The following is a 10,722-nucleotide window of genomic DNA, read 5'->3' as shown; positions in this document are numbered from 1 at the left end:
ATGAAAAATTTATATTTTTAAGTCAATAAGACGAGGTTATATTATCAACTCGCTTAATGCAAGGTAAACCTCGTTTTAATGCAAGGTAAACCTCGTTTTAATGCAAGGTAAACCTCGTTTTAATGCAAGGTAAACCTCGTTTTATAATCTCTCAAAGCCTTATAAATTCAGGTTTACAGGCTATCTAAAAGCATTTAAAAGCTTAAAAATAATTAAAAGCATATTTCATGAAAAATTGCCCTTGGTTTTCGCTTCGCTCAAACTCTATTGAATCTCGCTTTCGCTCGATTCGTCGGGGCAATTTTTGGTTCATATTTTCGTGAATTTGAGAAAAAGCAAAAGCAAGATCAAAAGCAGCTCGGAATTCGCTTCGCTCATGAGCTTTTTTTCTCGCTACGCTCGATTTAGGAATCAAACTTGGAAAGTTCGCACCCATGCGGGATGCTCTGTGATGCAGGTGATTGATGGATAGGGAGCTTGTAATCAGGGAAAGGGATGGGCAAATTTTCTCAGTTCGCTCGTAGACACTCGCTCTGTTTATCGACTCATGCCACGAGATTTCATTTTAGGAGCTTGTTGCTGTGCTTTGAGCTGTTGTTCTTGTCTGAGTTTCATCTGTTGTTCTGCTTTGATCTCATCCACACATTTTTTAATGACTTGATAGGATGGGTATAGAGTCTGGTATTGCTTGGCTTTGGCCGGATGTTGTTGTTGGTACTGCTTCCAGGCATGTTCTTTGAACTTTTTATTCTCCAATAAATCCTTCACACCATGTTTTTTCTGGTGTTCATGCTGACCTTTCAACTTTTTGTGTTCCTGGTAGATCTCATCACGTTGGGCTTCCCAGGCTTTTTTTCCAAACAGTAAGGGTTTGTTCTGGGTTAATTCGTTGTATTGATCGACCAGGCTTTGCAATTTGTCATGACTTTGCTTGAGTCCGCTTTTCACGATCTCCTGGGCAAGGTGCTGATTGAACTCGTTTTGATGTTTGTGGTGCTTGGTCAGGTTTATTTCGGCTTGTTTGAGATTGCGCTGCATAAAATCCAGGTCTAGATTCGCGTCTTTTGCGCTGATTTCGCGATTTAGCACTTTACCAAGGGTTTCCCTCTGTTTTTCCTCAAATAGGGCTTTTTCGTCAATTGGTGACGTTTTAGCGCTATTTTTGATTTGGGGCTGCTGTTCAGTTTTCAGTGTGCTGAGTTTGATCTCATTTTCAGCAATCAGCAGATCCATATTTTTGCCGTATTGCAGCTGCGCCTGATTTCTCTGTTTGATTTCATCATTACTACGGCTGATTTCGGTCTCAATCCCTTTTCGGCGCAGTTCGGTGACTTTCGGCCCTTCGTGCAGGGTGGCTTCCAGACCATTCTCCTGGTCTTTGTAGCTGCGGTGGTCGACTCGGGCGGTGTATCCGGCCATGTCCAGGTGCATATTGCAGATATCGGCAAAGTGTTTCCGCCAGTGTTCGATTTCTCCACTGTGTTTCTGATCCAGTTCCCGGGTTTTCTCGGTAAAACCTTCGGGAGTGAGCTTGCGTGTGCTCATCAGGATATGGGCGTGATAATTGCGTTCATCGCTGCCGGATCCAGTATGCGGGGCATGGATACAGGCATCGACAGCCACCTGATGTCTGTCCACGATACTGGCGCATAGTTCTTCGAGCATGGCCAGGCGTTGTTCCTGATTTAATTCACTTGGAAAAGCGATTTCAAATTCCCGGGCAACTGTCGAGTTTTTTCGTGTTTCTCGCTGTTCTACTTCATTCCAGAGTCTTTCCCGGTTTTTTAAATGCTCTGGTGCGTCTTTGGGTAAATAAATCTCTTTATATTCCACGCCAGTTTTTCGGCTGTAATCATGTTCCCGGCCTTCACGTTCGCAATAGATCTTTTCACCGGCCCGATAAGCGATTGCAGCAGTGGCGGAACGCCCTGCTGATCGTGCTACGGTTTTGACTGAAAAGTGGTAAATCGCCATGTCTATTTTTCGCTTTTAAATTTTCACGTAGTGAAATACAACCGTGAATACGGTTGTCGGGGTATTGGGGAGACCCCAATCGTACTTGCAAACGAAGTTTGCATAAGTGCGCTCTTCGAGGAAAACATTACTATACATATAGCACCTTGAATGCAGATTCAAGTGCGCTTATGTTAGGGATGGTTTCCCAGGATGATGGTATTGGATTAATGAGTGTTACTGAAACATTAGACAGCAAAATTAAAGCCCAGGAAGAAAAGCTGAAACAGCTTAAAGCTCAAAGACAGGCAGCACTGGCAAGAGAACGAGCCAAAGAGAAAGAACAGGCAAGAAAGGACGATACCAGACGTAAGATTTTAATCGGATCCTGCATGTTGAAAATCACCGAAGATGATGAACAAGCCAGAGCTAAATTAATTGCTCAGATGGATAAGTATTTAACGGATGAAAGAGATCGTAAGCTGTTTGATCTACCGGCAGTTAATTATTAATTTTTTGAAAAGATACATAGGAATTTGAAATGAGATTGCTAATTGCTTTAATTTTTCCATGGCTGCTGTTTTTCACCATAGGACGACCATTTGCAGGCATCATTTGTTTGCTACTTCAGATTACAGTTTTAGGTTGGATCCCGGCTGCCATCTGGGCGGTCTATGCTTTGTCGCAATACAAGACTGATCAGAAAATTAAAAGAGCAATTCGCTCATCATAAATAGTGTAATTGTGTGATTTTTAGATCTGATTAATTTTGTGATTTCCATCACACTTATCCATGAGTAAATGATCAGATTGTGAGGATTATTTGAGCAATAAGTGATTTAATAAATCTTATAACAATAACTATAAAACTCCAGAGGGAAAAAAATTAACCCTCTAATTCTTAGTTAGAAAAATAATTAAAACAAGAATTAGAGGGTTTCATTTTTATCGCATTCACTCTATTTTGCCACAAAGCTCCTATCCAATAAGGGTATGGGGCTACTTTTTTGACTTCGCATAAGAGATTTTATGTTAAATAGCCATTTTAACTAACTAAATGGTGTCTAGAAAATTGGTGGCTATTCAAACGTGTGAGGTGCTGTGCGCCTATGCGCTTTTAGATGGAGTTTCCATATATAAAGCATGTGATACAAGTATATCTATTAGCTTTAATATTTCCGACTGATACTTATCGAGAAAATTACCAATATTTCCCATTTCTTTACTTGTCTTTATTTGATCTATATTTTTTATTTTATCTAAAACTAAAGTAATTTTTATATATAGATCATACATAACATTTCTAATTAAAAGTATTTCAGTTGTTTTAAATTTCTTCTTTTTTATTAAATCTATAAATGAGTCAATTTCAATAATGATTTTACTATTTTTATCTCTAAAATCAGATAATGTACTTTCAATTTTATCTATATCTTCAATAAGATACATATTACTTAAAATATTTCTTTTAATTTTTAATTCATTCACATTATCTAATAGTTTTTTAGCTTCATTTGCTATAACTTCTTTACCTTTCTGATCATGCCATTTGTTATATATATATACAGCAACTATTATCGGTGAAGCTATTGTTGCCGCTACTCCTAAATAAGTTCCCATCACATTTTGATAGGTAGCAATAATTGACCAATCCCAACTACAAACATCCATATACTATCCTTTTAAAACTCTATATACAGTAGCAACGCCACACCCTACAGCCTTTGCTATTTCTTCTTTTATTAAGCCTTTAGCATTCAATTCTTTAATTCTAGCATGTTTAGCTGTATCAGCTTTTTTGCCTGTAGGTTTGTATCCGCTTCTTTTTAAACCTTGTTTAATTCGCTCTCTACGCTTGTCATTGTCTAAACGTGCCATAGTGGCTAACAGGTCTATGAGCATGTTATTTACAAGATTTAGAATAGAGCTTGTAATGTTGTCGCTTGAATTAACAAGCATGTGTGTAGTCGGTAGATCAGCAACAACTAGCTTTAATCCTTTTTCTTTAATGCGACCTTTCAATACATCAAAATCATTTTGAGATAGTCTAGATAAACGGTCTACGCTTTCAACTAACAACGTATCTCCATTTCTTGATTCATCTAATAATCTATTCAATACAGGACGATCTAGTTTTGTACCTGATTCGTTCTCTACATACTCTTTCACATCAGCTTTTATGGTTAAGGCAAACTTTCTTAAATCGTCTAATGCTCTTTCTGCATCTTGGTCTTTTGTACTTGCTCTTACGTAGATTCGAACTGTCATTTCTCATTTAAACCTATTTTATAAGTATTATGATAATAATATCATTTAATTAAAAAAGATAGTTTATTGATATGTTTTTTATCATTAAATATTATTATTTTTTGAGTATAGTCTAATGATAGCTTTTATCAGTCTTAAATACTTATAATGCTATATTCAGTTTACTTTTGAATAATTAAGAGATTTTTATGAAAAAAATATTAATCATCGGGTTAGTAAGTCTTTTTACTATAGGTTGTGCAACAACATCAGGATTAAATCCACAGACAGCAGTAAGTAATTTTGATGGTGTAAAAAGTGTAGCAATTGCTCCGCATGGTGCAGCATGTAAAAGTATGGTGTGCCCAATGGTTGGTGCATCATGGTTAGATGATCAGCCTGATAACGTTGGTATTACTATTCAACTATTCAATGAAATAGCAAATATTCACTCAGTATCTTTTAATATTGATGGAGAAATGATTACTTTAAAACCACTTGGAGTTACTCGTTTTGATGAAGCTGTAGGAGCTAACTATTCTCAAGTTACAATGGTTACTAGCTATAGCTTTTTAACTAAAATTCTGCAATCAAAAAGAACATGGATGAGGGTATCAACTAGCAAAGGCGCACATGAAGTAGCCATTGTAGATGGTGCTGTAGATAGTAAGGCTTTTAATGCACTTAAAAGATTTGATGCTCAAGTAAAAGAAGCATCTGCTAAATAGTTATAGGATTGCTACTTTAAGTTTAGTGATTATGAAAATTTCGTAGTGAAGCATGTCCTCCAATGGAGGTTATGCTTTCTCTACGTGAATGAAATAGTACAACTACCCTGCTAAAACAATGGACTGCTTCCAGTATCCTAGCTACGGGGTAGCTTAATTTTGAATCTACCTTAGCCTAAATTAGGCACTTTATTTAAAGAAAATAAAAATAGAAGACATCCGAATAAAATAATAGTTCCCATTATTTGGGTAAGATTTTTAATCGTCAGCCATAAGAGCCTTATAGAATGTACCCACTTCAGTTCTTGAAACTAGATGAGATAAACCTTCAATTAAGCTTTCTTTATCAGAATATGCTGATGTATCGTCTTTGACTTTTATTCTTAGTGGATAACCATCTTCATTTTCTATAATTTCAGCAATTGCATATGATTTAGCCCCATTAGATAAAATAAGGGCTTTATAAGATTCGAAAGAATATTCATTAAGGCTATGCATCATAGCTACAGTACTAGAAAATAAAGGATTTGATGTCTTATTCCGCAAGGTACGTGTTTGTTTTTCTATCTTAGAAAAAATTTTATTATTTGATGCTCTTTTAAAAGATTCAGAAAAATCCTCAAAGATTTCTGCAATCTCTTGTTTATTAACTTCAGCAACGTTTGCCCGTTCAATACCTACAGAGATACTTTCTTCAAAATTAAAATGGCTCATCAGTTATGATCTCCAAGTAAGGTTAAATTGGATTGGTAAGTGATCAGACCAACGCTCTTTAGAGTTTGTAAGATCAAAAAGATTTAATATTTTTAGTGAATTCTCAGCATACTTCCATCCTGATTCCCCTTCTATTAAATTTTTAGCAAACATAACTTGATCGAAGTTAAACCAATGCTGATGGTTTTTTTGTTTGTAAAAGTAAGTGCCGAGAGCTGGATATGGTAATGGAATGCTTAAAGGAGGGGGAACATTCAATAAATTCCAAGATGGATTATAAAGAAGTTCAAATCCATTTTTGCTTCGACTTGGAGATTTAGGCTCTCGAAAGCTGCACAAATCTTCTGTTAGGCTAGTGCAATATGGTTCAGTATTAAAGTCTCCAGTAATAATAATATTACTATTTTGGGATAGCCAGTTATCGAGATGAAACCTTAAGTTTTGAGCAACTTTCTCTCTTACTTTATGAATTTCGGGTGTCAATATGCTGGGCCAATGCACTAATACGAAGCTTAACATTTCTTGATTATTGAGATCCCAAAAGTCATATTTTTGACCACTTTTAGAAAACTCTCCTTTATAACTTGAATCTGTATTTTCACAATCTTGGTTATTAGGGGTAAGGATTAGCGCAAATTTATCTGAACGATAGATGATGCAGGTATCAAATCTAGTATTTCCTCTTTTTTGAGTACCATTTGCGACTCTATATGGAAGATCAAAACGAGTGAAAATACTATTCAAATATCCTACTGAGTTTTCGTCTATTTCTACTATTCCAAAGAAATCAATTCCTTGAAAAATCATACTAGAAATAAAACGCTTGCTAATTCTCCAATTTCGCTGATCTACCGGTGACCTAGCTGAACTTATTTGGGCATTCCATATAATTATTTTTAGATCAGAATTATTCACAACTAAATGTGAGTCAGTTAATGGCATTTCCATAAATCTGATTGATCCCAGTCAGTTGAGAATCCCATTTTTTCTAATGTCACAATTGAGGGAGCTGAATTGAAAAGATTTTGTAGTCTTTCAGTCATTCCATTTGAAATAGAAACATTATTAGATAGGTGTCTTAAAGGTACTAAACGACTATATAAAGTGAATTTTTTAGTAAAATGAGATTCTAATGTGTCTAAGGCTCGAGGGAAAAACACACCAAAGTTTCTGTTCCAAATCCTATTATGATGTGCACATAAATTTCTTAGATGAGAAAGAGTATGAAACCATGATTCCATTATATCTGCACTGGGAACATTAAAAGCTCTAGCAATTTCCTTTTTATCTTCGCTCAATAAATCTTTATAGACCTTTGACCATGTACCGAATGATAAAGTTTCAGTAATCATCCAAGATGGTGGATATTTAGGTGAATCATATTTATCTTGATAATGCTTAATAAATTGTTCTTTGGAATCCTGAATTTTTTGAAATAATCCTTCATGTTTAAATTCACTAGATACAATACTCATATCCATGAACCAATGAGCATTATTGTATTTATTAGACATGTATTCAGATAAGCAAGTCCGTAGAGCTACTTCAACTTTTTGTATTTCTTCTAAAACTATCAGTCTAAGCTTTCTATCAAATTCATAAAGATCAAGAATATCTTCAACCTTTACATTAGGTACAAAGCTTTTTGGTTCTATAGGTTTGGGTTTTCTCTGAGAGATATCCATTTTATAAAAAGGATAAAAATATCCTCGTAATCTGTAATATCCAATGTACTTTAAAGACTGTTGGGTCAAAGTATGATTTGAGCAGTCTAATCCTCTACTAGCCATTTTTGTTATTAAGTCATTAATGCTATTTGGTTTTTTTGAATATCTGATTTTATTCATAATTAATAACTTAATTTAACAGGCATAAAAAAACCTGTCATTTATGCTTATTTGTTAATCATAAGATTACAAATAGTCGCCGACAGGTGTTGTTAGATTTACTATAATAAATATACATGCATATGTCAATAAATTTACATGCATATGTCAAATCTATTGATTTTATTAAGATTATCTAAAATTAACATAATACACCTTATACGAAATGCGTTATAATTCTCTTGAAAATTCAACGCTGTAGTTCCTAGTTGATAGCCCGAACATCCCTGTTCGGGCTTTTTTTATCTTTTTTAGTGTTCCACGCTTAATAAATAAGCAATGTTCCACGATTTTATTCAGTTTTAATAAACATCATCCGGTTTTTTGAGGAGTCATTATTTCATGTGCTTGCACTGAAATTGGCTCATCAAAAAAGTGGAGTCCTGGTTAACCGTAAGGAAGGAAAAAACGACTCAGGAAGCCATTGCTGTCCCACAATTTTTCACAAGAGGAAGCTCATTTGAGCTTCCTCTTGTTTTATGGGTATTTTATCGGGTGAAAATAAAGCTTTTAAAGTTCTTCTTTCAAACAAATTCACTTGAATTATTCTGAGTAAACGTTGAACTGTCCAACCTGTTTTTCCTAAATGTCGAGCGAAACTCACCAATAAATAGGCGATCATCGCAATCCAGATTTGTGTCTGAATTGCGTTCCTGCTGCGGCCTAGAAACGCTTTTAATTTGAGATTCTGCTTAATCGCCTTAAAGAACAGCTCAACTTTCCAACGATCTTTATAAATCGCCGCAATGGTGGAGGCGGCTAAATGAAAGTTATTGCTGAGAAAGCTAAAGTGCTTGCCACTTTGCTGATCTCTATATTCAATTCTTCTTAACACTGGGGCTTTTCTTTTTAGGGCATGTGCGCTATTCAGCTGAATGGTTTCATCTTTTAGAATACCTTTGGATTCAAGCACTGGATGTTGCTGGATCACCTGATACACAGATTTAGGCCTAAAACGTGTGACAAATCCAATGTTTTGAGCAGTCAGATTTGCATACCATTGGTAATCGACATAGCCTTTATCAAAAACTACAATGCTGCCAGCAGGAAACTGGAATTTGCGGCCTTGTACCATGTCATTTTCTTTGCCATTTTCAACTGCAACAAACTCAGGAATATCATTGCTGTGATTCAATCCTATACTGAGTTTCATGCTGGCTTTTGAGTCGTGAACTTTGGCCCATTCACATAAGGAAAGCGACAGGTCAATATGACTGGCATCCAAGGAATACAAGGGATTCTTAAAGCGAAATTTATGAGCTACTTTTGAGTGTTCATAGTATTTAAGCAACTTGTAAAATAGCTGTTGATACAAGGTAGCAGGCTGCTGCTCATTGATTCGTGCCAGCGTGCTTCGGGGAATAGACTTTGCTCCGAGATGACTTAGCTTTTCCTGTTGGCACTCCAAATTGGATTGAATATCTCTCAGACTTTGCCTACAAGAGAATTGAGACATCAATATGGCAATAAACTGATCCCACCGGGAAGCCGCTCTAAATTTCTGTCCAACATGGTGTACTTTAGCAAGTTGTTCAAAATCCTGTCGCACAACAGGTTTAATTAGCTCATGAAATACGGTATTCTGATGTGACAAAACCTGAATCCTGGTCGTTAAAGTGTTTGTTTGCACTCATATTTTAACTGTTAGGACTCAGGTTTTTTTATTTAAAGCAAACTATGGGACAGCAGTGCTCAGGAAGCCCCTCTTTTTAGGTGTAGGCTCAATATGTTCTGGAACAGGGATGCGTTTGTTCTCTGGAGTAGTCAATCCGTCATAGTTCGATTCAGTCTGTGGCCGAGAATCTGTTGCTATATCCTGTTCAGATTCATGATCGGTAAACGTAGTCATATTGGCTTTTGGAGCTTCCAGTAAGCGCTGCATGGCCTCAATCTGTTCTTGATAAAACGATTCACGTTCTAATGATTGATTTTCTCTCTGTATTGCCTGATTTAATTGTTTTTCCAGCATGTCAACTTGACGTTTTAGCAAGTCAACTTCTGTTAAGTTATGCCTACTAGTTGATTGACTTTGGTTGACACTAGAATTGCTTTTTTGTGGTTCCCCAAAAACTCTCAAGGCTTCTGAAAAGTCAATTAATCCATCCGATCCTTTCGATAAATTTCCTTTCTTTATATGGGCATATACAGCTTGTCTTGAATATCCATATAATTTCGCTAGTTCTGAAACTGACAGTTTTTTCATTATGTAAACCAGTTTTCAAATAGTGTTAATAGTTGATTGTTAACTTTACTATGTCAATTGACATCATTCATTGAAAGCCGACTTTTCGAAGTAATGGCATAAATTCTTTTAATTTATTTGGCTCTTGCAGCATGGTTACAATCCGAGCAGCAAACTGTTCATAGCTTTCATTACCTTGTGAAAGTTTAGCCATCTCAGGAAGTTCTGATAATTTACTAGCAAATAAATATCGTTGTGCATCAGTCAAATTGATTTTTAGTTCTTTGTCCTGACTAATGTCATTGGCTGTATTTGTTGCTGACTTTTTCTGTTTGAAGCTAAATGAAAAGCCCGTAATGGATCTGCCGGTTTTATGTTGTTCAACTTTGACATTAATATCGGTATGTTCATTTACTTGCTTTAATGCAATGTCTAAAACATATTTCTTAAAATCGTACATCCTTTTGTATTCAGTCTCGAGTACACCTATTTTTTGTCTGAAATCGTAGATAGTTATAAGAGGCGTTTTTCCGGTACTACGCCACGCAATCAATATTTCATATAAGCGAACAGCATAAGCACTCGTTAAATTGCTTATTTGCTGTATCTCATACTTTGTAAATTGTTCTTCTAATCGAGTTATTAAAGGCACAATAGCTGGAGCAAAAATAAGTCTAACGACAGCCTCATTATCAATATAAGCAACCTCGCTTACCCATCTTGACTTGTGATTAATGACATTACCTTTTTCACTAAGACTTTGATAACTGAATTGTCTTGCAAATAGGTCATCGCAAGCATCTTTTAAGGCTTGATAAGCAGTATTTCGATGTACACCAAATTGATTGATATAACTTTCAGCATGAACTGTTAATGGATCATTAGCATTTATCCCTTTACCTGATTCCCTGGCTTCAACGATAGCTAAAAGAATTAATCGTTGTTCTACTAGATCAAGGTTATAACTAGCATTAATTAAAGCGTTATCTTTGACAATTAGTTCGGTTTTCAT

Annotated in this window: 13 protein-coding genes; 3 read left to right on the top strand and 10 right to left on the bottom strand. The window is 35.7% G+C overall.

The features are described from left to right. Positions 1 to 202: 202 nt before the first annotated feature. Both E5Y90_RS17225 and mobQ read right to left on the bottom strand, forming a co-directional pair. Positions 203 to 436 (bottom strand): hypothetical protein, encoded by a 234-nt coding sequence (locus E5Y90_RS17225; protein ID WP_174660734.1) that lies wholly within the window; start codon positions 434 to 436, stop codon positions 203 to 205. A 101-nt stretch (positions 437 to 537) separates the two neighbouring features. Next, a complete protein-coding gene (gene mobQ, locus E5Y90_RS17220; protein ID WP_174660733.1) occupies positions 538 to 1,974 on the bottom strand; it encodes a MobQ family relaxase in 1,437 nt (478 codons plus the stop codon). A gap of 209 nt (positions 1,975 to 2,183) precedes the next feature. Here mobQ and E5Y90_RS17215 point away from each other — a divergent pair, with 209 nt between their 5' ends. Both E5Y90_RS17215 and E5Y90_RS17210 read left to right on the top strand, forming a co-directional pair. After that, a complete protein-coding gene (locus tag E5Y90_RS17215; RefSeq protein WP_174660736.1) occupies positions 2,184 to 2,465 on the top strand; it encodes a mobilization protein in 282 nt (93 codons plus the stop codon). 29 nt (positions 2,466 to 2,494) lie between these two features. Next, on the top strand, positions 2,495 to 2,686 hold the full coding sequence (locus E5Y90_RS17210) for a YqaE/Pmp3 family membrane protein (RefSeq protein ID WP_004282089.1): 192 nt from the start codon (positions 2,495 to 2,497) through the stop codon (positions 2,684 to 2,686). A 374-nt stretch (positions 2,687 to 3,060) separates the two neighbouring features. On the opposite strand, the gene E5Y90_RS17560 is transcribed toward E5Y90_RS17210, so the two are convergent. Both E5Y90_RS17560 and E5Y90_RS17200 read right to left on the bottom strand, forming a co-directional pair. Then, on the bottom strand, positions 3,061 to 3,624 hold the full coding sequence (locus E5Y90_RS17560; RefSeq protein WP_228724002.1) for a hypothetical protein: 564 nt from the start codon (positions 3,622 to 3,624) through the stop codon (positions 3,061 to 3,063). A gap of 3 nt (positions 3,625 to 3,627) precedes the next feature. Further along, a complete protein-coding gene (locus tag E5Y90_RS17200; RefSeq protein ID WP_174660732.1) occupies positions 3,628 to 4,221 on the bottom strand; it encodes a recombinase family protein in 594 nt (197 codons plus the stop codon). A 188-nt stretch (positions 4,222 to 4,409) separates the two neighbouring features. On the opposite strand from E5Y90_RS17200, the gene E5Y90_RS17195 reads away from it, so the two are divergent. Next, the gene (locus tag E5Y90_RS17195) at positions 4,410 to 4,928 is read left to right on the top strand and encodes a hypothetical protein (RefSeq protein ID WP_174660731.1); all 519 of its coding nucleotides are present in this window, start codon (positions 4,410 to 4,412) and stop codon (positions 4,926 to 4,928) included. Positions 4,929 to 5,186: 258 nt separating this feature from the next. Here E5Y90_RS17195 and E5Y90_RS17190 read toward each other — a convergent pair whose 3' ends face one another. The 6 genes from E5Y90_RS17190 to repM form a co-directional block, all read right to left on the bottom strand. Further along, complete coding sequence (locus tag E5Y90_RS17190; protein WP_174660730.1) at positions 5,187 to 5,642, bottom strand: hypothetical protein; 456 nt, start codon at positions 5,640 to 5,642, stop codon at positions 5,187 to 5,189. A 3-nt stretch (positions 5,643 to 5,645) separates the two neighbouring features. Continuing rightward, a complete protein-coding gene (locus tag E5Y90_RS17185; RefSeq protein ID WP_228724003.1) occupies positions 5,646 to 6,590 on the bottom strand; it encodes an endonuclease/exonuclease/phosphatase family protein in 945 nt (314 codons plus the stop codon). Continuing rightward, positions 6,575 to 7,489, bottom strand: a complete 915-nt coding sequence (locus E5Y90_RS17180; protein ID WP_136144791.1) for an Abi family protein — start codon at positions 7,487 to 7,489, stop codon at positions 6,575 to 6,577. Before E5Y90_RS17180 ends, E5Y90_RS17185 begins: the two co-directional genes overlap by 16 nt. A gap of 481 nt (positions 7,490 to 7,970) precedes the next feature. Beyond that, positions 7,971 to 9,122: an IS4-like element ISAbe18 family transposase gene (locus tag E5Y90_RS17175; RefSeq protein ID WP_096901158.1), complete on the bottom strand. Its 1,152-nt coding sequence runs from the start codon at positions 9,120 to 9,122 to the stop codon at positions 7,971 to 7,973. Between the two features lie 81 nt (positions 9,123 to 9,203). Next, on the bottom strand, positions 9,204 to 9,731 hold the full coding sequence (locus E5Y90_RS17170) for a plasmid replication DNA-binding protein (protein ID WP_174660729.1): 528 nt from the start codon (positions 9,729 to 9,731) through the stop codon (positions 9,204 to 9,206). Between the two features lie 67 nt (positions 9,732 to 9,798). After that, positions 9,799 to 10,722 (bottom strand): replication initiation protein RepM, encoded by a 924-nt coding sequence (repM, locus tag E5Y90_RS17165; protein WP_004282204.1) that lies wholly within the window; start codon positions 10,720 to 10,722, stop codon positions 9,799 to 9,801.

This window comes from Acinetobacter sp. 10FS3-1, from assembly GCF_013343215.1.
Lineage (GTDB): Bacteria > Pseudomonadota > Gammaproteobacteria > Pseudomonadales > Moraxellaceae > Acinetobacter > Acinetobacter lwoffii_C.
The sequence above is the reverse complement of the archived record's forward strand: the minus strand, read 5'-3'. Positions and strand labels throughout refer to the sequence as shown.

Coding starts and splice junctions, on each gene's coding strand:
- E5Y90_RS17560 (WP_228724002.1), bottom strand. CDS start 3,624: ATGGATGTTTGTAGTTGGGATTGGTCAATTATTGCTACCTATCAAAAT.
- E5Y90_RS17210 (WP_004282089.1), top strand. CDS start 2,495: ATGAGATTGCTAATTGCTTTAATTTTTCCATGGCTGCTGTTTTTCACC.
- E5Y90_RS17215 (WP_174660736.1), top strand. CDS start 2,184: ATGAGTGTTACTGAAACATTAGACAGCAAAATTAAAGCCCAGGAAGAA.
- mobQ (WP_174660733.1), bottom strand. CDS start 1,974: ATGGCGATTTACCACTTTTCAGTCAAAACCGTAGCACGATCAGCAGGG.
- E5Y90_RS17200 (WP_174660732.1), bottom strand. CDS start 4,221: ATGACAGTTCGAATCTACGTAAGAGCAAGTACAAAAGACCAAGATGCA.
- E5Y90_RS17225 (WP_174660734.1), bottom strand. CDS start 436: ATGGGTGCGAACTTTCCAAGTTTGATTCCTAAATCGAGCGTAGCGAGA.
- E5Y90_RS17170 (WP_174660729.1), bottom strand. CDS start 9,731: ATGAAAAAACTGTCAGTTTCAGAACTAGCGAAATTATATGGATATTCA.
- E5Y90_RS17180 (WP_136144791.1), bottom strand. CDS start 7,489: ATGAATAAAATCAGATATTCAAAAAAACCAAATAGCATTAATGACTTA.
- repM (WP_004282204.1), bottom strand. CDS start 10,722: ATGAAAACCGAACTAATTGTCAAAGATAACGCTTTAATTAATGCTAGT.
- E5Y90_RS17185 (WP_228724003.1), bottom strand. CDS start 6,590: ATGGAAATGCCATTAACTGACTCACATTTAGTTGTGAATAATTCTGAT.
- E5Y90_RS17190 (WP_174660730.1), bottom strand. CDS start 5,642: ATGAGCCATTTTAATTTTGAAGAAAGTATCTCTGTAGGTATTGAACGG.
- E5Y90_RS17195 (WP_174660731.1), top strand. CDS start 4,410: ATGAAAAAAATATTAATCATCGGGTTAGTAAGTCTTTTTACTATAGGT.